The sequence below is a fragment of the Actinoplanes sp. NPDC051411 genome (assembly GCF_040682075.1).
Lineage (GTDB): Bacteria > Actinomycetota > Actinomycetes > Mycobacteriales > Micromonosporaceae > Actinoplanes.
In genome coordinates this window covers 1-21,573 of sequence record NZ_JBFBAD010000158.1, presented here as the reverse complement: position 1 = coordinate 21,573, position 21,573 = coordinate 1, and the positions used below count along the sequence as shown (strand labels likewise).

General features: G+C 70.9%; 26 protein-coding genes. 10 read left to right on the top strand and 16 right to left on the bottom strand.

The annotated features are described in order from the left end of the window. Positions 1-686 precede the first annotated feature (686 nt). Positions 687-1,709 (bottom strand): adenosine deaminase, encoded by a 1,023-nt coding sequence (locus AB0M88_RS46710; RefSeq protein ID WP_364113578.1) that lies wholly within the window; start codon positions 1,707-1,709, stop codon positions 687-689. Beyond that, on the bottom strand, positions 1,706-2,482 hold the full coding sequence (locus tag AB0M88_RS46705; protein WP_364113576.1) for a trans-aconitate 2-methyltransferase: 777 nt from the start codon (positions 2,480-2,482) through the stop codon (positions 1,706-1,708). The genes AB0M88_RS46710 and AB0M88_RS46705 overlap by 4 nt, the downstream gene beginning before the upstream one ends. Before the next feature lie 67 nt (positions 2,483-2,549). Here AB0M88_RS46705 and AB0M88_RS46700 point away from each other — a divergent pair, with 67 nt between their 5' ends. Beyond that, positions 2,550-3,527 (top strand): aldo/keto reductase, encoded by a 978-nt coding sequence (locus AB0M88_RS46700; RefSeq protein ID WP_364113574.1) that lies wholly within the window; start codon positions 2,550-2,552, stop codon positions 3,525-3,527. After that, entirely contained in the window at positions 3,524-4,999 is a 1,476-nt protein-coding gene (locus AB0M88_RS46695; protein ID WP_364113572.1) for a hypothetical protein, read from the top strand. The genes AB0M88_RS46700 and AB0M88_RS46695 overlap by 4 nt, the downstream gene beginning before the upstream one ends. A 162-nt stretch (positions 5,000-5,161) precedes the next feature. On the opposite strand, the gene AB0M88_RS46690 is transcribed toward AB0M88_RS46695, so the two are convergent. From AB0M88_RS46690 to AB0M88_RS46665, 6 genes are all read right to left on the bottom strand, one after another. Then, a complete protein-coding gene (locus AB0M88_RS46690; protein ID WP_007458127.1) occupies positions 5,162-5,365 on the bottom strand; it encodes a cold-shock protein in 204 nt (67 codons plus the stop codon). Between the two features lie 305 nt (positions 5,366-5,670). Then, complete coding sequence (locus tag AB0M88_RS46685; protein ID WP_364113570.1) at positions 5,671-5,943, bottom strand: DUF4235 domain-containing protein; 273 nt, start codon at positions 5,941-5,943, stop codon at positions 5,671-5,673. Then, positions 5,940-6,314, bottom strand: a complete 375-nt coding sequence (locus AB0M88_RS46680) for a DUF3618 domain-containing protein (RefSeq protein WP_364113568.1) — start codon at positions 6,312-6,314, stop codon at positions 5,940-5,942. Before AB0M88_RS46680 ends, AB0M88_RS46685 begins: the two co-directional genes overlap by 4 nt. After that, positions 6,311-6,736 carry a phage holin family protein gene (locus AB0M88_RS46675; protein WP_364113566.1) on the bottom strand — a complete coding sequence of 142 codons (426 nt, stop codon included), beginning with the start codon at positions 6,734-6,736 and terminating at the stop codon, positions 6,311-6,313. The genes AB0M88_RS46680 and AB0M88_RS46675 overlap by 4 nt, the downstream gene beginning before the upstream one ends. A 101-nt stretch (positions 6,737-6,837) precedes the next feature. Further along, positions 6,838-8,010, bottom strand: coding sequence for a mechanosensitive ion channel domain-containing protein (locus AB0M88_RS46670; RefSeq protein ID WP_364113564.1), 1,173 nt, complete (start codon positions 8,008-8,010; stop codon positions 6,838-6,840). A gap of 81 nt (positions 8,011-8,091) precedes the next feature. Then, the gene (locus AB0M88_RS46665) at positions 8,092-8,916 is read right to left on the bottom strand and encodes a DUF1206 domain-containing protein (protein WP_364113562.1); all 825 of its coding nucleotides are present in this window, start codon (positions 8,914-8,916) and stop codon (positions 8,092-8,094) included. 64 nt (positions 8,917-8,980) lie between these two features. Here AB0M88_RS46665 and AB0M88_RS46660 point away from each other — a divergent pair, with 64 nt between their 5' ends. Further along, complete coding sequence (locus tag AB0M88_RS46660) at positions 8,981-9,268, top strand: GNAT family N-acetyltransferase (RefSeq protein WP_364113560.1); 288 nt, start codon at positions 8,981-8,983, stop codon at positions 9,266-9,268. Here AB0M88_RS46660 and AB0M88_RS46655 read toward each other — a convergent pair. Continuing rightward, positions 9,265-10,800, bottom strand: a complete 1,536-nt coding sequence (locus AB0M88_RS46655) for a glycoside hydrolase family 3 protein (RefSeq protein WP_364113558.1) — start codon at positions 10,798-10,800, stop codon at positions 9,265-9,267. The two genes, AB0M88_RS46660 and AB0M88_RS46655, sit on opposite strands and share 4 nt — an antisense overlap. 159 nt (positions 10,801-10,959) lie before the next feature. Between AB0M88_RS46655 and AB0M88_RS46650 the strand changes: the two genes are divergently transcribed. The 5 genes from AB0M88_RS46650 to AB0M88_RS46630 are packed head-to-tail and all read left to right on the top strand — an operon-like array spanning position 10,960 to position 14,557. Next, the gene (locus AB0M88_RS46650) at positions 10,960-11,094 is read left to right on the top strand and encodes a hypothetical protein (protein ID WP_364113556.1); all 135 of its coding nucleotides are present in this window, start codon (positions 10,960-10,962) and stop codon (positions 11,092-11,094) included. 43 nt (positions 11,095-11,137) lie between these two features. Then, positions 11,138-12,769, top strand: coding sequence for a RecQ family ATP-dependent DNA helicase (locus AB0M88_RS46645; protein ID WP_364113554.1), 1,632 nt, complete (start codon positions 11,138-11,140; stop codon positions 12,767-12,769). Positions 12,770-12,829: 60 nt separating this feature from the next. Further along, entirely contained in the window at positions 12,830-13,333 is a 504-nt protein-coding gene (locus AB0M88_RS46640; protein ID WP_364113552.1) for a hypothetical protein, read from the top strand. 2 nt (positions 13,334-13,335) lie between these two features. Continuing rightward, on the top strand, positions 13,336-14,172 hold the full coding sequence (locus AB0M88_RS46635; RefSeq protein ID WP_364113550.1) for a helix-turn-helix domain-containing protein: 837 nt from the start codon (positions 13,336-13,338) through the stop codon (positions 14,170-14,172). After that, positions 14,162-14,557 (top strand): VOC family protein, encoded by a 396-nt coding sequence (locus tag AB0M88_RS46630; protein ID WP_364113548.1) that lies wholly within the window; start codon positions 14,162-14,164, stop codon positions 14,555-14,557. The genes AB0M88_RS46635 and AB0M88_RS46630 overlap by 11 nt, the downstream gene beginning before the upstream one ends. Before the next feature lie 16 nt (positions 14,558-14,573). Here AB0M88_RS46630 and AB0M88_RS46625 read toward each other — a convergent pair whose 3' ends face one another. The 7 genes from AB0M88_RS46625 to AB0M88_RS46595 form a co-directional block, all read right to left on the bottom strand. Beyond that, positions 14,574-15,212 (bottom strand): response regulator transcription factor, encoded by a 639-nt coding sequence (locus tag AB0M88_RS46625; RefSeq protein WP_364113546.1) that lies wholly within the window; start codon positions 15,210-15,212, stop codon positions 14,574-14,576. Beyond that, a complete protein-coding gene (locus AB0M88_RS46620; protein ID WP_364113544.1) occupies positions 15,209-16,498 on the bottom strand; it encodes a sensor histidine kinase in 1,290 nt (429 codons plus the stop codon). Before AB0M88_RS46620 ends, AB0M88_RS46625 begins: the two co-directional genes overlap by 4 nt. A gap of 21 nt (positions 16,499-16,519) precedes the next feature. Beyond that, a complete protein-coding gene (locus AB0M88_RS46615) occupies positions 16,520-17,260 on the bottom strand; it encodes an ABC transporter permease (RefSeq protein ID WP_364113542.1) in 741 nt (246 codons plus the stop codon). Beyond that, positions 17,260-18,210, bottom strand: a complete 951-nt coding sequence (locus tag AB0M88_RS46610; RefSeq protein ID WP_364113540.1) for an ABC transporter ATP-binding protein — start codon at positions 18,208-18,210, stop codon at positions 17,260-17,262. Before AB0M88_RS46610 ends, AB0M88_RS46615 begins: the two co-directional genes overlap by 1 nt. Positions 18,211-18,292: 82 nt before the next feature. Then, the gene (locus AB0M88_RS46605) at positions 18,293-19,471 is read right to left on the bottom strand and encodes a glycosyltransferase (RefSeq protein WP_364113538.1); all 1,179 of its coding nucleotides are present in this window, start codon (positions 19,469-19,471) and stop codon (positions 18,293-18,295) included. A 90-nt stretch (positions 19,472-19,561) separates the two neighbouring features. Beyond that, a complete protein-coding gene (locus tag AB0M88_RS46600; RefSeq protein WP_364113536.1) occupies positions 19,562-20,449 on the bottom strand; it encodes a helix-turn-helix transcriptional regulator in 888 nt (295 codons plus the stop codon). 45 nt (positions 20,450-20,494) lie between these two features. Next, positions 20,495-20,698 carry a hypothetical protein gene (locus AB0M88_RS46595; RefSeq protein ID WP_364113534.1) on the bottom strand — a complete coding sequence of 68 codons (204 nt, stop codon included), beginning with the start codon at positions 20,696-20,698 and terminating at the stop codon, positions 20,495-20,497. Positions 20,699-21,018: 320 nt separating this feature from the next. Between AB0M88_RS46595 and AB0M88_RS46590 the strand changes: the two genes are divergently transcribed. Next, positions 21,019-21,249, top strand: a complete 231-nt coding sequence (locus tag AB0M88_RS46590; protein WP_364113532.1) for a hypothetical protein — start codon at positions 21,019-21,021, stop codon at positions 21,247-21,249. A 52-nt stretch (positions 21,250-21,301) separates the two neighbouring features. Continuing rightward, positions 21,302-21,490: a hypothetical protein gene (locus AB0M88_RS46585; RefSeq protein ID WP_364113530.1), complete on the top strand. Its 189-nt coding sequence runs from the start codon at positions 21,302-21,304 to the stop codon at positions 21,488-21,490. Positions 21,491-21,573 lie beyond the last annotated feature (83 nt).

The following is a 21,573-nucleotide window of genomic DNA, read 5'->3' as shown; positions in this document are numbered from 1 at the left end:
GCACGCCAGGAGGGTCGGTCGGGCAGGGCCGCGCTGGGTGGGTGGTACTTCGGCCTCAAATCGCCCGCTTACCCGGGCTTTGGGTCATTCAAAAAACGTCGGTGGTACAGGCTCGACGCCAACCAAGCGCTTCAAAGCTTCGCGCGTGACCGTGGGCTGCTGCCTGCGATGCCCGTGGGGGCATCCCCCGCGCGGGGACACAGTCGTGGACGCCTAAAGCTGACCCCAGCAAGAGCGCCGGCGGTTACAGGCTCGACGTAACCAAGCGCTTAAGCTTCGCGCGTGGCCGTGGGGGCATCACAGATTCGTGGGTCGTGAACGCCTAAAGCTGACCCCCGAGCCAGCGTGACCGACCCACCCACCTTGACCACCGACCAGCCCCAGTAACCCCCAACCCGAGCAAGCGGGCGATTTGAGGCCGAAGTACCACCCACCCAGCGCGGCCCCGCCCGACCGACCCCCCTGGCGTGCCCACTGACCGCAGGGGTCACCGAAAGCGCGACGGGACCGCCCAGCGCAAGGCGACGCCTGCGCCGCAAAGACCATCGATCAGGCCAAACCTACTGACCGTGAGTAGGCAAGGAATTCGAGGGGAGGGTGACCAAGATCGAACTAGACGCTTTACCTCGACCTTGGTCACCCTCCCCTCGAATTCCGTCCACCCGCAACCGACCCGACAACCAGAACTACGCGTTAGCCGCCACGTAGTCAGAAATCTCGGCAAGCAGCACACCCTTACCAGTCGGCTCAAGGAAGCTGTGCTGAACAGCCGCCCGAGCCAGCTCAGCCACGCCCTTGGCGTCCAGATCGAGCAGGCGCGCCGCCACGGCGTACTCCTCCTCCAGCGTCGTACCGAACATGGGCGGATCATCGGAGTTGATGCTGACCGGCACACCGGCCGCGACCAGGGCTACCAGCGGATGCTCGTCGATTGACGCCACCGCGCGCGTCCGTACGTTGGAGGTCGGGCAGACTTCGAGCGGGATGCCGTGTTCGGCCAGGTGCGCCATCAGGGCCGGGTCTTGGGCGGCGGAGATGCCGTGTCCGATGCGTTCGGCGCCGAGCAGGGTGAGTGACTCCCAGATGGTCGCCGGGCCGGTGGTCTCGCCGGCGTGCGGCACGCTGTGCAGGCCGGCCGCGCGGGCCTGGTCGAAGACGGGCTGGAACTGGGGTCTCGGTACGCCGATCTCGGGGCCGCCCAGACCGAAACTGATCAGGCCGTCAGGTTTTTCGTCGAGGGCGATCCGGAGTGTTTCCTCGGCTGCCGGCAGGCCCGCCTCGCCGGGGATGTCGAAGCACCAGCGCAGTTCGATGCCGAACTCGTCGCGGGCGGCCCGGCGGGCGTCTTCGATCGCCGCGCAGAACGCTGGCGCGGGGATGCCCCGTTTCACGCTCGAGTAGGGCGTGATGGTCAGTTCGGCGTACCGCACCTGTTGGCGGGCCAGCTCGCGCGCCACTTCGAAGGTCAACGTCCGCACGTCCTCGTCGTCGCGGATGAGGTCGACCACGCTGAGGTAGACGTCGATGAAGTGGCGGAAGTCGCGGAACGCGAAGTAGTCGGCCAGTGCGGACGGGTCGGCCGGCACCGCCGTGTTGCCCGCGTGCCGGGCGGCCAGTTCGGCCACGATCCGCGGCGACGCCGAGCCTACGTGGTGGACATGCAGCTCGACTTTGGGCAGCCCGGCGATGAACGACGTCAACTCGGTCATGATGTCCCTTCTGCGGTGGCGGTCCTCGCCACCATGAAGATCCGGCGGAACGGGAACGCCACGTATCCCCCGGCCGCCGGGTAGGCGGCCGTGATCTCCCGCGCCAGGTCGGCGCGGAACTCCCGCCAGGCATTCTCGTCCAGGGCCGCCTTGACGGGACGCAACGCGGTGCCTTCGACCCAGCGAAGCACGGGATGCTCGTCGCCGGAGTCGGGCAGCAGGTGAAGGTAGGTGGTTTCCCACGCGTTCACGCTCGCGCCGGCCGCCAGCATCAGTGACGCGTAGCCGGCCGGGTCGTCGACCGGCGCTTCCCGGGTCAGGTGGGCCACGTCGTAGCGGGCGGCCACGGCCCGGATGGCGCGGTGGGACGGGGCGTCGAAGTTGCCCGGCACCTGCATCGCCAGCCAGGCGCCGGGCGGGAGTTCGCGGACCCACCGGGTGAGCAGGTCGCGATGGTCGGGCACCCATTGCAGGGTGGCGTTGGTGACGAGCACGTCGATGTCGTTGTCGGGCTGCCACCCGCGTACGTCAAGCAGCCGGAAGCTTGCCGCCCGGCCCAGCCCCCTCGCCTTTTCGATCATCTCGGGTGACGAGTCGACGCCGGTCAGGCGGGCTTCGGGCCAGCGTTCGGCGAGGGAGAGGGTGAGCTCACCGGGGCCGCAGCCGAGATCGACGACGGCCCGCGGGCGCTCTGCACCCACCTGGGCCACCAGGTCGAGGAACGGGCGGGCACGCTCGGCGCCGTAGCGCCGGTAGACGGCGGGATCCCACATCAGATCAACCTCCAAACCGTACGTACGTTTTGTTACACGCTATCAGCGGGGCGGTAGGGTTTCCTCCGTGGAGAATCGCAGTTTTCGCAGGATGGGACGGACCGTCGGGGTCGTCGGACTCGGCGCCTGGCAGCTCGGCGCCGACTGGGGCGAGGTCAGCGAGGCCGACGCCCACGCGACCCTGCAGGCCGCCGTCGACGCGGGCGTCACGTTCATCGACACGGCCGACGTCTACGGCGACGGTCGCAGCGAGCAGATCGTCGGCTCGTTCGTCAAGGACAAACCGCAGCTGACCGTCGCCACCAAGATGGGACGGCGGATGGCCCAGGAAGTCGCCAACTACAGCCTGGACAACTTCCGGGCGTGGAACGACCGGTCCCGGGCCAACCTCGGCGTCGACACGCTCGACCTGGTCCAGCTGCACTGCCCGCCCACGCCGGTGTTCTCGTCCGACGCGGTCTACGACGCCCTCGACCTGATGGTGTCCGAGAAGCGGATCGCGGCCTACGGGGTGAGCGTCGAGAAGGTCTCCGAGGCGCTCGCGGCCACCGCCCGGCCCAACGTTTCCAGCGTGCAGATCATCCTGAACGCGTTCCGGCTCAAGCCGCTCGAGCAGGTGCTGCCGGCGGCCCTTTCCGCCGGCGTCGGGATCATCGCCCGGGTGCCGCTGGCCAGCGGGCTGCTGTCCGGGCGCTACGACTCCAACACGCAGTTCGCGGACAACGACCACCGCAACTTCAACCGGCACGGCGAGGCGTTCGACGTTGGCGAGACGTTCTCCGGGGTCGACTTCGAGACCGGGCTCGAGGCGGTACGCCGCCTGAAGCCGCTGGTCCCCGCCGGCGCCACGATGGCCCAGTTCGCGCTCCGCTGGATCATCGACCAGCCCGGCGTCACGGTCGTCATCCCGGGCGCCCGCAACCCGCAGCAGGCGGCCGCGAACGCCGCCGCGGCTTCGTTGGCGCCGCTGCCCGCCTCGACACTCGACGCGGTCAAGACGGTCTATGACGAGCTGATCCGCCCGCAGGTGCACGACCGGTGGTGAACGACCCGAGGGGCAACCGGCAGCCGGACGACGACCCGGCGGCCGACCCGCGCACGGGCCGGCCCCTGGACAAGGGCGGCTGGACGACCGACGACGGCGGCTGGACACCGGCCGCCGGGCGGCCGCCCGCGCCCGGCACAGCGGGCAGCCCCTCGGGCGAGCCACTCGACAAGGGCCGGCCGCCGACGCCGGGAGGGAGCGACCCGCGCACGGGTGGCTGGTCCGCGCCGGCCGACCCCCGCGCCGGCGGATGGCCGGCGCCGGACAGTCCGGCCGAGCCTCGCACGGGCGGATGGCAAGCGGGCGGTGGAACGGCCGGTGGCGCGCAGACGGGCGGATGGCAGCCGGGCGGTCCGGCCGATCCCCGCACTGGCGGATGGCAGACCGGCGGCACGAACGACCCGCGCCCCGGCGGCTGGCCGGCGGGCGGCGCTGACGACCCGCGGACCGGCGGCTGGCCGGCCGGCGGTGTCGACGACCCGCGGACCGGCGGCGGTGCCGCCGACAGCGCCCAGACGGGTGGATGGCAGGCGAGCGGCACGGGCGACCCGCGCCCCGGCGGCTGGCAGGCCGGCGCCGGGGCGGCCGACGGACCGGGTGCCGGGGGGTGGCCGGCCAGCGGCGCCGAAGACTCGCGAACTGGCGGATGGCAGGCCGGCGGCGTTCAGAGTGGCGGCCACTCCGACGATCCGCGCACCGGCGGATGGCAGGCCGGCAGCGTTGATGAACGGGGCACCGGCGGATGGCAGGCCGGTGCGGCCGGCGGCACGCGGACCGGCGGCTGGCAGGCGGGCGCCGGAGCGCCCAGCAGCGGCACCACCGACGACTCGCGCACGGGCGGCTGGCAGGCCGGCGCCGGAACGCCCGGCAGCGGCACCACCGACGACTCGCGCACGGGCGGCTGGCAGGCCGGCGCCGGAACGCCCGGCAGCGGCACCACCGACGACCCACGCACCGGCGGCTGGCAGGCCGGGGGCGCTGGCGGGCCGGCGACTGGGGGATGGCAGGCAGGTGCCGACGGGTCGCGGAGCGGCGGGTGGCGGGCGGACGGCGCCGGGGATGCCGCGCGGGCCGGTGGCGAGGGGCGGCCGGCCTCGCTGGAGCAGGCGGACGCTCAGCGGACCGGGGGGTGGGCGGCCGGCGAGGCCGCTACCGGGCAGTGGCCGGCCACTGACGAGACCGGGGCCTGGCCGAGCAGCAAGCCGGCCGACGAGGATCCGGACGCGCCGAAGCCGAAGCTGGTCGGGTGGCTGCCGATGGCGCTGGGCGTGCTCGCGATTGTGCTCGGTGCCGTGTGGACGATGCAGGGCCTCGACGTGCTCACCGACGCGCAGATGAGTGGGCAGCAACTGTGGGCCGAGATCGGGCCGGGGGTCGCCGTGGTCGGGCTCATCCTGATCGTGGTTGGGGTCAGGTTGCGTACGCGCGCAAAGCGCAAGGCGGCAGCCGCCGTAAGCGAGTCGGCGTCTTGATGGTTCGGGCCCGCCGAAGCGGGCCCGAACCATTCGCAATGGGCAAGGGCCCCGCCCCTCCGAAGAGGACACGGGGCCCTTTTGCCGGTCGCCGGACCGGCTTCAGATCTGGCCGACCTCCGCCAGGCGGTCGGCAGCCGGTCTCGCGACCGGCCGTTGGTCTCAGAGCGGGCGAACCTGCTCCGCCTGGGGGCCCTTTTGCCCCTGGGCGATCTCGAACTCGACCCGCTGGTTCTCTTCCAGACTGCGGTAGCCGCTGGTCTGGATGGCCGAGAAGTGGACGAACACGTCAGCACCCCCGCCGTCGACGGTAATGAAGCCGAAGCCCTTGTCTGCGTTGAACCACTTCACGGTTCCTTGCGCCATGCTGAACTCTCCCTCTGAAAATGCCGGCCCCTGTTGATGCCCAGGGCCGATGACCGTTTTCGAGCAGCGGCGCCATGAGGCGGCCCTTTCAGAGGACGTCCCATCCGTTCGGCCTCGAAACACCCGCAGGCATCCCGCGGTCAGACGGAAGCAGCGAACCACGTACGCAAAAACTGGGCACACTGTACCTGAAAAACGACCCTCAAAGCTCCCCCTCAGCCCAATCGAATAAACATCCGCAGATACGGAAAAGGGCCCCCACTTCGCTCTCGCGATCTGGACGCCCGCAACCGTTAGTTAGATTTTCAACTAGGCCATTGGCCAGTAAGTTTACGAACTCCGGAGGCCCCGCCTCGATCGACGGCCGCCTTCACGAGCGCGAAGATCGCGCCTTGTAGGGCGGCCGCCGCGAGAATCTCGCCCCATCCACGTTCCTCATCGGTTGCGTCCGGTGCGTCGTCGTCGCCCGAGGCCAGCTTCCAGACCTCCTTGAAGACGAAGCCCGCGACCGCGCCGGCACCGATGCCGAGCAGAATGCCGACCGGCTTGTACGCGATCTTGCCAAGCTTGCCGCTCATCGGCGACTCCCTCGCACGAGCAGGATGATGCCGACGACCGCGGCCGCGCCGGCGACCAGCAGAGCGACCGGCACCCGGCGTCCGGCCACCGCGACGTCGGCGTCGGTGGACGAGCCGGCGGTGTCGGCGGCCGACCGCATGCGGCCGCCCGCATGCAGGGCGGCGTCGCGCACCCGGCCGGTCGCCTCCGCGGCCTGGGCGCGCACCCGCTCCTTGGCGTGCTCGACCTGATCCTTGGCGCGGGCCTTGACGTCGGCCTTGGCCGCCAGGGCCTGCACCGTCTCGCCCAGGTCGGCGCGGGTCTGGCGGATCTCGGCCCGCAGGGCCTCGGCGTCCGGCTTATCCGGCGCCGCGCCGTTCTTCTCGCTCATTCTCGCCCTCGCTCCTTGACCGCCTGCTTGACCTCGTCGACATCGGCCTTGACGCTCTCGATCGCGGCCTTGGGCTCTGGCGGGATCGCCTTCTTCACCTGGCTCCGGCCGATCAGGGCCATGATGCCGGCGATCACGAAGCACGCGACGGTGACGATCAGCGCGGCCAGCCAGAGCGGCAGGAACAGGTGGAACACGATGATCAGCGTGGCCACGGCGGCACCCGTACCGTACAGCGCGAGCACGCCGCCCCCGCCGAACAGGCCGATCCCGATGCCGGCGTGCTTGCCCTTCTCGGCCAGCTCGACCTTGGCCAGGGCGATCTCGTCACGAACCAGGCGGGAGATCTGCTCGCTCGCCCGCTGCACGAGTTCGGCGGTCGACTGCTCGGTCACCGGTCGACCGTTCACGACATCGGCCATCGTGTCCCCCTCTCTCTGTACTGGTTGTATGCCCTGCGTACCCGTGGATCAATCCTCACCCGGTTAACTGACGATGTGGGGCGGAAATCCGACAGGCGGGATCACTTCACGGCCGGAACCGGGGTCTCCTCCGGGCCCGAGAACGCCGCTCCGCGCGCCTCGCCGTCGTCGCCGCCGGAGAAGACCCGGTCGTCGCCCGACGCGTCGTGGTCGTGGTGGACGGCCGGGCGCAGCGGCGCGTTCGTCTCGTGGGGCGCGCCCACGTCGGCCCGCACCCGGGGCAGGGCGTCGCGCTGGTGCTCCCAGACCCACGCCACCAGCCGCTCGCGCACCAGGCAGCGCAGATCCCACAGCGAGGGCGCGTCGGGCGCGCTCACCAGCGCCCGCAGCCGGATCGACCCGCCCACGGCGTCGGTCACCTGGAGCACACAGACCCGTCCGTCCCACAAGGTGGAACCCTCGCAGACCGAGCGGAGCTCGGCCCGCATCGGCTCGACCGGCACCGACCAGTCGACATCCAGCTCGGCGGTGCCGAGCACGGCCGATCCCGTACGCGTCCAGTTCTGGAACGGCTTGCCGGTGAAGTACGACGTGGGCAGGATCAGCCGCCGGTCGTCCCAGATCTGCACCGCCACATAGGTCAGCGTCAGCTCCTCGATGCGGCCCCACTCCCCCTCGACCACGACCACGTCGTCGACCTTGATCGCATCGCTGAAGGCGAGTTGCAGCCCGGCGAAGACGTTGCCGAGCGCGCTCTGGGCGGCCAGGGCGGCGATGACGCTGGCCAGGCCGGCCGAGGCGAGCAGGCTGGCGCCGAGCGCCCGGATGCCGGGGAAGGTCATCAGCGCGACGCCCAGCGCGAGCACCACGATCGCCGCCACGGTGACCCGCCGCAGGATCACCACCTGGGTCTTGAGGCGGCGCCGTTTGAGGTTGTCGGGCACGTCGGTGCGCCAGCGGTCGAGGGCGACGTCCTCGAGTACGAGCACCAGGACGGCGACCAGCCACGCGAAGCCGGCGATGAACAGGATGACCAGGGCGTGCAGGGTGCCGTCGCGGCCGGGGAACTCACCGGCCCGGGCCCGCAACGCCTGCTGCACCGCGAACAGGAGCATGGTCACCTGGAACGGCCGGTGGGCGGTGCGGGCAAGATCGGCGGCGAGCGTCGACTTCCGGCCGAGACGGCCGAGCAGCCAGTGCGAGAGCTCGACCAGAAGGACGGCCGCGACCGCCGCCGCGACCACGATCAGGACAGTGGTCAGGATGCTGGACACTATCTTTCTCTCTTCCGCACGAGGTTCGGGCCAGCGATCAGGCTCCCCGATCCCCGGCCCGTTCAACCTTCGGCGCGAAGGTCAGACCTTCCGGTACTTCGCCTGCGAGAAGCAAAAAACCCCGAATGCCGCGAATCCGATCGCGATCAACGCGAGCAGCCAGGGACCGTACGAATGGCCGGCCAGCGTCCTCAGCGCCGCGTCCAGTCCGCGGGCCTTGTCCGGGTCGTATTTGACGGCGGCGATCACCACCAGAACGCCGGCGATCGCGTACGCGGCACCCTTGGCGGCGTAGCCGGCCATTCCGAGGCGCCGGGTCGACTTGCGGACGGACGGGCGCATCTCCTCGGTCTTGAGGTGCTTCTCGAACTTCTTCAGTACGCCGTACACGATCAGGCCGATGCCGACGCCGAGAATGACCAGACCGATCAGCCCGACCAGCCACCGGCCCCCGCTGTGTGACATCAGCGTGGAGCTCTTGTTCTGCGACTTTGTGGCGGAGGAGGAGTTGGCCCCGGTGACGATCTTCACCGCGGTCCAGGCGAGCCACAGGTAGACGATCGCCCGGATGCCGGAGATGACCCGCTCGGCGACCGCCGTCTTGTCCTGCGGCCCGCTCTCGCCGATGATCGCCTCGAACGCCTGCCAGATCGCGAGGCCGACCATGCCGACCGCGATGACCACCAGCAGGACCTTGCCGAAGCCGTTGCCGGCCAGGGTCTGCAGGGCTCCGTTCTGGTCGCCCTCCTTGCCGGAGTGACCGAACGCGACCTGGAGCGCCAGCCAGGCGAAGAGAAGATGGATGACGCCGTAGCAGATGAAGCCGCCGCGGGCGAGGTATTCCAGCGGCTTGCTGTCGGCGGCCCGGGATGCGGAAGCTTTCACATGCGCGGTGGCGGAGGACATGGGCTTCTAGTGACCCGTGGCAACTATCGCCAAACCCGCCACTGCTGCCACATAGGCTGGACGGGTGAGTGATATCGAGGTCCAGGACAACGCCGCGCATCACCGGTTCGAGGTGTTCGTCGACGGCGAGGTGGCCGGGAAGGCTGTCTATCAGTCCCGCCCGGGCGCGATCATCGTGACCCACAGCGAGGTGGATCCGCGGTTCCGCGGGCAGGGCCTGGCCAACGAGCTGGCTCGCCGCACCCTCGATCAGATCAGGGAGCGGGACCTCAACGTGGTCCCGCTCTGCCCGTTCTTCGCGCGTTACGTGGAGACCCACCCCGAATATCTCGACATGGTGGAGGAATATTAGGCGGCCAGCGGCTGCGGCGCCGGCACGCTCGTGCCGGCGAGGAGCTCGGCCGCGGCCTGGCCACAGGCCCGGGTCGCGCCGTAGGTCGCGATGTGCACGCCGCCGAGCACCCGCACCGGCACGCCCATCTCGACCACGATCGCGTCCGGCCGCACCTCGAGCACCCGCTCGATCGCGTCGGCCAGCCACGGGTGGCGGTGCAGGTCGCGGGCGACCAGCACGAGCGGGCGGCCGGTCGCGCCGGCCAGCACCGGGGCCGCCGGGTCGCTCACGCCGGCCAGGTCGTCGGCGGTGAGCCGCACCGAGGTGGTGCCGGGCAGCAGGTCGTCGAGCGGGGCGCCCACGCCCCACGGCGTCTCGGCGCCGATCGCGATGTTGCGGGGCGGGGCGAACTCGACCACGTGGGCCGGGCCGGCGATCGGCAGGGCGACGTCCCGGTCGGTCACCGTGACCCGGACCGCCCGCCGGGCGGCGTCGAAGCCGACCGGGCTGCCCTCCGCTCCGGGGATCCTCGCCGGACGGCCGGTCTGCTGCTGGTGGGTCCACGCGCTCAGCTCGCGCACCCGGGCGGCCGCGTCGCGCAGGCGTTCCTCGGGCAGGTCGCCGGAGAGCACCGCGGCCACGATCGCGTCGCGCAGCTCGGTCGCGGTCTGCTCGTCGGCGTGCTCACCGCCGACGCAGATCGCGTCGGCCCCGGCCGCGAGGGCCCGCACGGTGGCGCCGCCCGTCCCGTACCGGCCGCTGACGCCCCGCATCTCGATGGCGTCGGTGACGATCAGCCCGGTGTAGCCCAGCTCGACCCGCAGCAGGTCGGTCAGGATGCGCCGGCTCAGGGTGGCCGGCAGTTCGGGGTCGAACGCGGGCACCAGCAGGTGGCCGGTCATCACCGCGCGCACGCCGGCCTCGATGGCGGCCCGGAACGGGAGCAGCTCGCACGCCTCGAGGGCGGCCCGGTCGCGGTCGATCAGCGGCAGCGAGTGGTGCGAGTCGACGGCCGTGTCGCCGTGCCCCGGGAAGTGCTTGGCGCAGGCCGCGACGCCGGCCGCCTGCAGTCCGCGGATCCAGGCCACCGACTGGCGGGCGACCAGGCCGGGCTCGGCGCCGAACGCGCGTACGCCGATGACCGGGTTGTGCGGGTTGCTGTTGACGTCGGTGTCCGGCGCGTAGTCGAGCGTGATGCCGGCCGCGGCCAGGTCGGCGCCCAGGTCGCGGGCCACCGCTTCGGTCAGCTCGGGGTCGTCGATCGCGCCGAGCGCCAGGTTGCCGGGGCGGGAGCTGCCGTAGACCGACTCGAACCGGGTGACGTCGCCGGCTTCCTCGTCGATCGCGACGATGATGTCGGGCCGCTCGGCCCGCAGCTGCGCGGTGAGCCGGGCGATCTGGGCGGGCGACTCGACGTTGCGGGCGAAGAGAGCGACGCCGCCGAGTCCTTCGCCGAGCCAGCGGCGCACCCAGTCGGGCGCCGTGGTTCCGACGAATCCTGGCTGTAATACCGTCGCGGCCAGTTCCGGCAATTCGCCGTGGTTGGGCATGGGCCCCCGTCCTCGTTTCGTCCCACGGTCGCGCTCCGCATTTGTTGATCTCCGCATGGGAGCGCGCCCCATTCGCGGACCTATGGTCACATCCACTTTCGATTTAGTCAACAAACCTTTCTATTACGCGGACTGGTGGGCCGTCGATACGATGCGTGCGTGCCGAGACCACTAGCCGAGACCGCGACGGGCGTCGACTGGTCGCAAATCGTCGCCGTACGCCTGTTGGGCGTGGCCCTGGCCGCGCTCCTCCTCCTATGGGCGATCCGCCGCATGTTCGGCGGCAAGAAGTGATCCCGGTTTGCGTCTGCGGGCCACGGGGAACCGTGCCCGCTCGATGAAACTTCCCGTCTACGGACCCCGCCTGCGCCGGGTCGCCCGGCAACAGTTCGGCTGGCCGCGCCTGCGCCCCGGCCAGTTCAAACCCATGCGCGCGGTGCTGCGCCGGCGCGACGCCCTGGTCGTCCTGCCGACCGGTGCCGGCAAGTCGGCGATCTACCAGATCCCGGCCGTGCTGCTGCCCGGCCCGACCGTGGTCATCTCGCCCCTGCTGGCGCTGCAGCAGGACCAGATCGCCGCCCTCAACGAGCGCGGCGACCCGCTGATCAGGGCCGTGCGCGTCTCCTCGGCCGAGACGCCCAACCAGCAGCGCGAGGCGATCGAGGAGATCCGTTCCGGCAAGGCGGAGTTCCTGTTCATCACCCCCGAGCAGCTCAGCGACCCGGACCGGCTGGCCGAGATCAAGGCGCTCAGGCCGGGGCTGGTCGCGATCGACGAGGCGCACTGCATCTCGGCCTGGGGCCATGACTTCCGCCCGGACTACCTGGCCCTCGGCGACATGATCAAGGGGCTGGGCCGCCCGCCCGTGCTCGCCCTCACCGCGACCGCCTCGCCGCCGGTCCGCGAGGACATCATCGAGCGGCTGCACCTGAAGAACCCCGAGATCCACGTCTCCGGCCTCGACCGGCCCAACCTCTTCCTCGAGGTGGCGTACTGCCCCGACGAGGACTACCGCTGGCGCCGCCTGACCGCGCTGCTCGACCAGGGCCGGATGCCCGGCATCGTCTACGTCGCGACCCGCCGGGCGTCCGAGGAACTCGCGGAACGCCTGGTCCAGGCCGGCTACCACGCCGCGTTCTACCACGGCGGCATGGCGGGCGGCGCCCGCGAGCAGGCCCACGAGGACTTCAGCGACGACAAGATCGACATCATGGTCGCGACGTCGGCCTTCGGCATGGGCATCGACAAGCCGAACATCCGCTGGGTCGCCCACGTCGCCCTGCCCGACTCCCCCGACAGCTACTTCCAGGAGATCGGCCGCGCCGGCCGGGACGGCGAGCCGGCCAACGCGCTGCTGCTGTGGCGGGCCGAGGACGAGGCGATCCAGCGCTTCTTCAACGGCGGCGCCCCCGACCCGGTCGAGCTGCGGGAACTGGCGGCGGCGCTGCGCACCGGCCCGCAGACAAAGAAGGCCCTGGCCGAGAAGACCGGCCTCGGCCCCCGCAAGCTGGGCGCCTTCCTGGGGCTGTTGGAACAGGTCGGCGCGGCGATTCCGGGCCACGGCAACAAGACGACGGTGCCGCTTTTCGCGCCGCTTCCGGCCGCGGCGGCCGATCTGGCCGTACGCGAACACGAGCGCCAGCAGGTGGTGACCCGTTCCCGCACGGACATGATGCGCGGCTTCGCCGAGACCCGTGGCTGCCGGTCCCGGATCCTCCTGGCGTACTTCGGTGAGCAGCGCAAGAAGCCGTGCGGCCACTGCGACAACGACGTCAACGGGGTGGCCGCCGAGGCCTCGCCGTCGAACGAGCCGTTCCCGGTCCACGGCAAGGTCCGGCACGGCGAGTGGGGCCTGGGCACGGTGATGGGTTACGAGGGCGACCGCGTCACCGTCCTCTTCGACGAGGTCGGCTACAAGACGTTGTCGGTGCCGGTCGTCGTCGAGAACGAGCTGTTGACCACGGGCTGATCCGCCGACGACGGGGTATAGAGGCCGGCAGAAGCTCATTCCTAGGACAAGGACGGTTCCGTGACCGACGACCCGCTGTACGCGATGCTGGGCTTCACCGACGCCGAGTGGGGGCTGCTGGTCGGCCTGCCCCAGTCGGTACTGACGGCGGCCAGCGCCGCGACCCCTGACAGTGCGCGGAAGACCCGGGCCGAGAGCGAAGCCGGGCTCGACGTCATCTCCGACGCCCGCGCCTCGGCCAGCCCGCTCGTGGCGGCGATCGCCAAGGAGATCGTCACCGAGGTGGGCGACCCCGATCTGGGTGAGGAGGCGCCGGTGATCGAGCCGGGCGACCCGATCGCGTACGTCGACGACGTGCTGGGCCGGGCCGCCGAGGCCGGCGCGCTGCTGGCCGCCAAGGCCGAGCCGGCCGACGCCGAGACCTACAAGCACTGGCTGGTCGCGATCGCCGACACCGTGGTCGGGGCGGCCTCGACCGGCGGCGTGCTCGGCATCGGCGGCGAGACGGTCACCGAGAGCGAGCGCGAGTTCCGCGACGACCTCGCCAAGGCCCTCGCGGACTGACCATGCTCGACGAGCACGTCCAGGGCCGGCCGGCGCAGCGACTCCGGCCCTACGTGCCGTTCTATTCGGGCTACCGGCAGGAAGGTGTCGCGCCGGCCGTCCACCGCGGCCTGCCCTCGCCCTACCTGACGTTGATCTTCACGATGGACGATCCGCTGGTCATCGCCCGGCATCCCGATCCGAGGCAGGCCGCCGGCCGGTACGACTCGCTCGCCGGCGGCCTGCACCTGACCCCGGCGCTGATCACCCACGACGGGCGGCAGTCCGGTGTGCAGGTGACGGTGTCGCCGCTCGGCTGCCGGGCGCTGTTCGGCCTGCCCGCGTCGGAGTTGAGAGACCAGGACGTCGACGCCGCCGAGCTGTTCGGCCCGCACGTGGTCGACGAGGTGCGCCACGGCCTGCTCACCGCGCCCGACTGGCCGCGGCGGTTCGCCGTACTCGACACGGTGCTGACCCGGGTCGTCCGGGACGACGAGGTCGCGCCGCAGATCGCGTACGCCCTCGAGCGCGTGCGAACGCCCAGCGTGAGCGTCGCGAAGCTGGCCGACGAAGTCGGCTGGAGCGGCCGCCATCTGACCGACCGGTTCCGGGCCGAGATCGGCCTGCGGCCCAAGGAGGCCGCCCGGGTGGCGCGTTTCGACCGGGCCCGCCGGGCCCTGCGGCCCTCGGCCCGGCTGGCCGACATCGCGGCGGCGCACGGCTTTGCCGATCAATCTCATTTCGTACGCGAGTTCCACGCGTTCGCCGGATGCACGCCCAGCCGGTGGATCGCCGACGAGTTCGGTTTTATCCAAGCCCTGAGCGCCGCCGGCGCGAACGATGGACGGCATGACCTCTAGAGACAAGACGGTGTGGCCGTCGTTGCGGGCCCGCGACGCCCGCCGGCTGATCGACTTCCTGGTCGACGTGCTCGGCTTCGAGCAGAAGGCCCTCTACGGCGAGGGCGACATCGTGCAGCACTGCCAGCTCGACTGGCCGGAGGGCGGCGGCGTCATGCTCGGCTCGATGCGCGACGAGCCGGAGAACCCGTGGAACCTGCAGCCCGGCTCGTCCGGCGCCTACGTGGCGACCGACCACGTCGACGAGATCTACCAGCGGGTCGTCAAGGCCGGCGCGACGGTCGTGCGGGAGCTCAACGACACCGACTACGGCTCCCACGAGTTCGCCTGCCGCGACCCGGAGGGCAACCTGTGGAGCTTCGGCACCTACCGCGGCGAGCCCTGACCGCCGCTGCTCATCGCTATTCGGTGCCGAGGAGGCCTCGCTCGAACGCGGCGGCGACGGCCGCCGCGCGGTCGCGGACGCCCAGCTTGGCGTACGCGTGCAGCAGATGCGTCTTGACGGTGGCCTCGCTGATGAACAGTCGCCCGGCGGTCTCCCGGTTCGAGCAGCCGCGCGCGATCAGCGACAACACCTCGAGCTCGCGCTGGCTCAACGGCTCCTTGGCCGGCGACCGCAGCGAGCCCATCAACCGCCCGGCCACCGCGGGCGACAGCACCGACTCGCCCCGGGCAGCCGCCGTGACCGCCCGGAACAGCTCCTCGCGCGGCGTGTCCTTGAGCAGGTAACCGGTCGCGCCCGCCTTGATCGCCGGGAGCACGTCGCTGTCGGTGTCGTACGTCGTCAGCACCAGCACCCGGGCCCGCGAGCCCCGCTCCTTGAGCGCCCGGATCGTGCTGACCCCGTCCATCTCCGGCATGCGCAGGTCCATCAGCACCACGTCGGGGTCGACCGAGCCGGCCACCGCGAGCGCCTCGTGCCCGTTTCCGGCCTCGCCGAGCACCGTGAACCGGTCGTCTCCGGCGAACATGCCCTTCAGCCCGTCCCGGACGACCGGGTGATCGTCGACGATCAGCACACCGATCCCTTTCCCGGTCACGCGGCCACACCCAGGGCGGGAACGCAGGCCGAGATCGCGGTGCCGCCGCCGGGCTCCGACTCGACCTCGAGCGTGCCGGCGATCCGCACGACCCGCTCCCGCATGGCGCTCAGCCCGAACCCGCCGTCGGGACCGGGATCGCGGGGCGCGGACGGGTCGAAGCCGGCACCGTCGTCGCGGACGTCCAAGGTCACCATGTCCTCCATGTAGGAGAGTGTGAGCGCCACCCGCCGGGCCGCCGCGTGCCGGGCCACGTTGGCCAGCGCCTCCTGCGCGGTCCGCAACAGGGTCGTCTCGATCTCGGGCAGCAGCGGCTTCGGGGTGCCGGTCGTGATCAGCTCGGCGTTGACCCCGTTGAGCGCCGACCAGCCCTCGACCACCTCGCCGATCGCCTCGGGCAACGCGGCCTCGTCGAGGTTCTGCGGGCGCAGCGCCTGCACGGACCGGCGGGCCTCGGCGAGGCTGTCGCGGGCCAGCCGCCTGGCCGCGCCGAGATGCCGCCGCCAGTCGTCCGGTCGCCCGGCGGCCGCGTCGGCCGCCTCCAGCTGGGTGACGATGCCGGTCAGCCCCTGGGCCAGCACGTCGTGGATCTCGCCGGCCATCCGCTGCCGCTCGTCGAGCACCCCGGCCTCCCGGGCCTGGTTGAGCAGCTGGGCGTGCAGGCCGGCGTTCTCGGTCACGGCCGCGGCCAGCTTCCGGTTGGCGGCCGCCAGCTCGCTGAGCATGCCGGCGCGTTCCACGGCCTGTTCCTGATTGGTAACCGCCAGATGGGTCATGCCGACCGAGATGATCATATTGACCGCGAGGAGCACGAAGAACGCCTTCAGCGTGTTCGCATCGCTGAGCGCCGGATATCCGCCGATCTGCGTGATCGCGATGGCGATGGCGACACCGGCCGCGCCGACCAGCCGCCACCGGCCCTGCAGGGCGTAGCCGGCGAAGAAGTACGCGCTCCAGCCGAAGAAGCCGTAGAGGGGGCTGGCCCAGACCAGCAGGTAGATGATCGCCAGGAGGCCGACGAAGAAGACGGCCATGACGAAGCGGCGCGCCTCCCACTGCGGATGCAGCGTCACGAACCAGGCGATCCACGCCCCGGCCGCCAGCGCCATGCCGTAGCCGGCCAGCAGCGGCAACTGGGGCAGGAGGTGGAGGATGTCGGAGACGGTGACCAGGGGTATCGAGGCGACCAGGGTCACGAAGGGCACGATCCGGGTCATGCGGTCACCGCGCTGGCGGCGGCGCTCGAGATCAGCCACCACCGCCGACGCGTCATCGATCAGAGGCACGTCAACCATTGTCGGCGCCGGTCACTGCCACCGGAACAGCTTGGCGGCGGCCGCCCCGAAGAGCACGAGGTAGGCGATCAGCACGACCACCGGGAGCAGGCTCGGCCAGTGCCCGATCGCGGCCTCGTGCAGCGCCCGCTCGCCCGCCCCCAGTGGAGTGAAGTCGCCGATCCGCTGAATCACCTTCGGCATCACCTCGCGCGGCGTCCACAGTCCGGCGAAGAACATCAGCGGGAAGAAGAGCACGGTTCCGACCGCGTTGCCGGCCTTGCCGGTCGGCACCACGGCGGCCACGAGGAGGCCGACGGCGAAGACGCCGGCCGCGCTCAGGAGGTACGCGAGGAGATAGCCCACGACCTGCCCGGGCAGTTCGACGCCGAAGGCGAACCGGCCGACCAGCGTCACCAGGAGACCCGAGACGATCGCGATCAGCACGGCGGCGACCAGCTGGGCTCCGAGCAGGGCGCTCGGGCGTACCGGGGTGGTGGCCAGCCGGCGCAGGATGCCCCGCTCCCGATAGAGGGAGAGCACCGCCGGCACGAACTGCAGACCGAGCATGGCCAGGCTGAGCGCCAGCGCGACACCCACGTAGATGCCGACGTACGTGCCACCGCCGATCTCGGGCTTGTGCTCCCGGAAGGCCGGAATGCTCCCCAGGATGATCACCAGGGCGGTCGGGAACAGCATCGAGAAGAAGACGACGATCGGCTCACGGAAGAAGAGCCGCAGCTCGTTGCGGGTGAGCTTCAGGAAGACGTCCATCAGGAAAGTCCTTCATTCGGGTCAGCGGCGGCGGTCGGGGTGGTTGGACGGGTCTCCTCCGAGTGCCCGGTCAGCCGGACGAAAGCGTCGTCGAGGGTGGCCTGCTCCACCCGCAGCTCGGCGGCGATGATCTGGTTGGTGGCGAGCACCGAGGTGACCGCGTGCAGCAGGTTGCCGGTGCCGACCACCTCGAGCTGGCCGCCGTGGTGCTTGACCCGCAGCACCTCGGGCAACGACGTGAGCAGGCCGTCGTCCAGCGGCTTCGACGGCCGGAACCGGAGGCGCTGCTCGGTCTCCAGGCCGGCGATCAGGCCGGTCGGGGTGTCCAGCGCCGCCACCGCACCGGCGTCGATCACCGCCAGCCGGTCGCAGAGACGCTCAGCCTCCTCCATGAAGTGGGTGACCAGCAGAATGGTCACACCCCGGTCGCGGATCTGCTCGATCAGACCCCAGGTGTCGCGCCGGGCCTGCGGGTCGAGGCCGGTGGTCAGCTCGTCCAGGACGGCGACCTCCGGGTCGCCGATCAGGGCCAGCGCGATCGACAGCCGCTGCTTCTGGCCGCCGGACAACTTCGCGTACCGGGTGCCGAGCTTCTCGCCCAGGCCGAGCTCCCGGGCCAGCGCCCGCCAGTCGACCGGATCGGGATAGAACGCGCTGTAGAGCTCCAGCGCCTCCCGGACGCTCATCTTCTCCGGCAGCTGGCTCTCCTGCAGCTGCACACCGACCAGGCGGCGCAGCTCGTGGTCGTGCGGCGACCGGCCGAGCACGGTGACCGAGCCGGCGTCCGGGGTGCGCAGGCCGGCGATGCACTCCACCGTGGTGGTCTTGCCGGCACCGTTGGGGCCGAGGATGCCGAAGATCTCGCCACGCTCCACCGTGAACGAGACGTCCCGCACCGCAACGGTCGATCCGTAGCGTTTCCGCAGGTTCTTGACCTCGATGACTGTCATGCACCGAGCATCACAGTGGACCCGGGCGTGCCGAATCGACCGGCGAGCGAACCTTCGGATCCACCAGTTGGTGGATGGGGTCCTACGCCACGGCCTCGGAGTTGCTGCCCTTGCGCAGCCCGGCGACGGCCGAATAGATCGAGCCGACCTGGGCCGCGACGCGCTTCCACGAGTACGCCTGACGTGCCCGGTCGAGCGCGGCCGTCCCGTACGCGAAACGGCGCACCCGGTCGGTGACCAGGCGCCGGAGCGCCCCGCCGAGGGCCCGCGGATCCCGGGCCGGCACCAGATCACCGGTCAGGCCGTCGACCACGGTCTCGGTCAGCCCGCCCACGGCAGGCCCCACCACCGGTACGCCGCAGGCCATCGCCTCGAGGACGTCCTCCTCCTGGCCCTCGGAGGCCAGGAACAGATCGGCCGAGCGATACCAGCGGGGCAGGTCACGGAACGGCACCGAGCCGACAAGCCGCAACCGGTCACCGACCTGGAACCGCTCGGCCAGCGCCCGCAGCGAGGAGGCACCCGGGTCGGCCCGCAGTTGGTCGGCCGGCGGACCACCGACCACCACCACCTCGGCCCCCGGCACATAACGCATCGCCTGGATGACGTCGCCGAAGCCCTTACGCTCGACCAGCTTGCCGACACTGAGAATGCGCGGGCGCTCCGGGTCACGCTCGACGGCCGGGCCCTCAGGCGAGAACCGTTCGCTGTCGACCCCGGGCGGAACAACCGTGAGGCTGGCCCGCGGCACACCGATGCGGACCAGGTCGCGTACCTCTTCCTGGCTCTGCGCGACCACCCGGTCGACCGCGCGGCCGAGCGCCCGCTCATAGTTCGACCGGGACGGCCGGCCCTCGACGGCCCCCAGAGCACCCAACTCGTGGAACGACTGCACCACCGGGATGCCGACCTGGCGGGCGGCGGTGACCGCGGCGAGACCACTCGTCCAGAAATGGGCGTGGGCGATGTCGGGGGCCCACTGGGCGTCCCGCCAGTGCTTCTCGAGCCAGCGGGCAAACTCCCCCATGTAGGGAAGAAGCAGGTCGGGCGGCACCTCATGGGCGGGCCCGGCCGGCACGTGCACCACCCGGATCCCGCCCCGGGTGGTGACGACCTCAGGCGTCGTCGGGTCGTCGCGCCGGGTATAGACGTCAACCTGATGGCCGATCTCGGCCAGGGCCGCCGACAGATCGGCGACATGGGACTGCTGGCCGCCGTCACCCAGGGGGCTGGCGTGCTCCGAGATCATCGCGATGCGCACGGGGTCCCTCCGGGTCGGGCAGCGATACGCGGTGCACCATGCCCGACGGCCGAATCCGTAAACATCACCGCCCGGCAGGCTGCTCGCAGCCTAGCTCGGAGCCCCGGCGTTCCGGGTCAGCTCTCGCAAGTAGACGTCCCGGTACTTCTTCAGGAGAGGTTCGATGTCGGAGACGGCGACCGCTTCGAGGCGATCGAAGATCCGGCGGTACGTCGCCAGGTCGGGTGCGCCGCGGCCGATGAGCCCGGTGTTGAAGACGTCGACGATCACGCAGGCGTCGTCCAGGAGCTCGAAGCCGTGGATCAACGGAAATGGCAGCACCGTGTCGTACGGGATGAAGCGGACGTCGACGTTGGCCGCTCCGGCCAGCTTTCCGATCGCGTCGATCTGAACGAGCATCTCGGGCGCGCTGGCCAAGCGGGAGCTCAGAGCCGCTTCGCCCATGATGAAGCGGAACCGGTGATCCGAACGCGCCACGATCTCCTGCCGGCGCACCCGCGCCGTTACCGCCATGGCGAGCGACGGGTGCGGATCGACGAACTCGGGCGGCGGAGTCAGCTCGCGCATGGCGGCCAGGACCGCCCGCGCGTAACCGGCGGTCTGCGCCAATCCGACGACCAGAGCCGGCTGGAAGATGCGTATCTCGGATGCCGAGCTCTCCAGGGCACCGATGTCCTCCTGGCTGTGGCCGGCGGCGCCGGGCGCCGGCCGCCAGTCCGTCATCGGGAAGTGCTTCCGCTCGGCCTCGGTGGCGAGTTCCTCGACGATCTCGGCCGACGCGCCCAGAGCGTGAGCGAGCCGGGCGACGTCCGCCGGCGAGGCCGACGTCTGCCCGGTCTCGATGCGTGAGATCTTGGCCTGACTCATGCCGACCATGTGGCCGAGTTGCTGGCCGGTCAGGCGCGCGGCGCGGCGCATGCGTCCCAGCACGACACCGACCGGCGTTACAGCCTCGTCGCCCGGATCCGCCCGCGTCATGACTCGCCTCCGCTTTCCTCCCCCGATCTCAGGGAACGCCTCGCCCTACTCCGAACGAACAGCCTCGAGGAGTCCCGCCGGAATCTCCACCAGCAGCTCGCCGGGCGACAGGGTGATGCCCACCTTGGTGGCGTCCACCGCGTAGCCCTGGATGACGTAGTTGCCGCTCGGCGCTTTGAAGATCGTTGGACAGGCCTGCGTCGAGCAACTGGTCGCGACGAGTTCGAGAGCGGTATTCAGCTTTTCCATACGGGTAAGGACACCATTTCTGATCGTGCGCGGCGGCTGAGCCGCGCAGAATATTATTCATTACCCGCCGAGATGGTGATCACGGCCCGTCCCGGACATCGTGACGATCAGTCACTTAGCAACCTGCCACATGGCAAAATAGGATTCAATGTCCGTTATTCGCGTCACGCGCATAACCACTGGTGGTGGCATACACAGAGTTGCACCCGGAGGTTAAGGGGTCGGCGACCGGCCGCATCCCCGGGGGTCCGACGATCCGGCTCGCCGCCTCGACCGCGATCTGGTCAGCCCAGTCGACTGACACCACTCAGGAGGCCGTCATGAACGGTTCGCACTCCGTCATCCTCTCGACCGGCGCCGCCGTAAGTGGCTATGAGCTGTTCTATCTCGCGGTCGCCGGTCTCTGCCTGCTGACCGCTCTGCATTACCTGCGGCGGATGGCCGTGCCCGTCGGCCCGCTCGTGCGGGCCGTCGCGGCGGCCGCGATGGTCGCGCTGACGATCGGCGGCGCGCTCGTGCTCCTGCTGGCGATCGCGATCGGCGGTAACTGACATGAGCGGCGGATACGTCCTCCTGGCATGCGGAGTGATCGCATTATTCCTCATGACCGAATTGATCGCCGCCGTGTTACCGGTCATCGTGGTGGTGGCGATGGTGCCGCCCGAGGAGCGGCACGGGCTGGCCGAGGTGCTGGCCGCCGCGGACAGCCGGCGGCTGCGGCTCCGGCTGTGGCGGGCGCTGCGCGTGGCCGTCAAGGCGCGCCGGGCCGCGGCCGGCGCTCAACCGCGATAGATCGCGCGGTTGGCGGCGTTGATGGCCGCGCGGTAGGCGTCTCCGGTCAGGGTCCGGTCCCGGGCCAGCGCCGCCCGGGCGGC

What these genes read in the sequence shown, in the direction of transcription:
- AB0M88_RS46710 (WP_364113578.1), bottom strand. Translation starts at nt 1,709, where the DNA reads ATGACCGAGTTGACGTCGTTCATCGCCGGGCTGCCCAAAGTCGAGCTG.
- AB0M88_RS46705 (WP_364113576.1), bottom strand. Translation starts at nt 2,482, where the DNA reads ATGTGGGATCCCGCCGTCTACCGGCGCTACGGCGCCGAGCGTGCCCGC.
- AB0M88_RS46690 (WP_007458127.1), bottom strand. Translation starts at nt 5,365, where the DNA reads ATGGCGCAAGGAACCGTGAAGTGGTTCAACGCAGACAAGGGCTTCGGC.
- AB0M88_RS46685 (WP_364113570.1), bottom strand. Translation starts at nt 5,943, where the DNA reads ATGAGCGGCAAGCTTGGCAAGATCGCGTACAAGCCGGTCGGCATTCTG.
- AB0M88_RS46680 (WP_364113568.1), bottom strand. Translation starts at nt 6,314, where the DNA reads ATGAGCGAGAAGAACGGCGCGGCGCCGGATAAGCCGGACGCCGAGGCC.
- AB0M88_RS46675 (WP_364113566.1), bottom strand. Translation starts at nt 6,736, where the DNA reads ATGGCCGATGTCGTGAACGGTCGACCGGTGACCGAGCAGTCGACCGCC.
- AB0M88_RS46665 (WP_364113562.1), bottom strand. Translation starts at nt 8,916, where the DNA reads ATGTCCTCCGCCACCGCGCATGTGAAAGCTTCCGCATCCCGGGCCGCC.
- AB0M88_RS46655 (WP_364113558.1), bottom strand. Translation starts at nt 10,800, where the DNA reads ATGCCCAACCACGGCGAATTGCCGGAACTGGCCGCGACGGTATTACAG.
- AB0M88_RS46645 (WP_364113554.1), top strand. Translation starts at nt 11,138, where the DNA reads ATGAAACTTCCCGTCTACGGACCCCGCCTGCGCCGGGTCGCCCGGCAA.
- AB0M88_RS46635 (WP_364113550.1), top strand. Translation starts at nt 13,336, where the DNA reads ATGCTCGACGAGCACGTCCAGGGCCGGCCGGCGCAGCGACTCCGGCCC.
- AB0M88_RS46630 (WP_364113548.1), top strand. Translation starts at nt 14,162, where the DNA reads ATGACCTCTAGAGACAAGACGGTGTGGCCGTCGTTGCGGGCCCGCGAC.
- AB0M88_RS46615 (WP_364113542.1), bottom strand. Translation starts at nt 17,260, where the DNA reads ATGGACGTCTTCCTGAAGCTCACCCGCAACGAGCTGCGGCTCTTCTTC.
- AB0M88_RS46610 (WP_364113540.1), bottom strand. Translation starts at nt 18,210, where the DNA reads ATGACAGTCATCGAGGTCAAGAACCTGCGGAAACGCTACGGATCGACC.
- AB0M88_RS46600 (WP_364113536.1), bottom strand. Translation starts at nt 20,449, where the DNA reads ATGACGCGGGCGGATCCGGGCGACGAGGCTGTAACGCCGGTCGGTGTC.
- AB0M88_RS46595 (WP_364113534.1), bottom strand. Translation starts at nt 20,698, where the DNA reads ATGGAAAAGCTGAATACCGCTCTCGAACTCGTCGCGACCAGTTGCTCG.
- AB0M88_RS46590 (WP_364113532.1), top strand. Translation starts at nt 21,019, where the DNA reads ATGAACGGTTCGCACTCCGTCATCCTCTCGACCGGCGCCGCCGTAAGT.
- AB0M88_RS46585 (WP_364113530.1), top strand. Translation starts at nt 21,302, where the DNA reads ATGACCGAATTGATCGCCGCCGTGTTACCGGTCATCGTGGTGGTGGCG.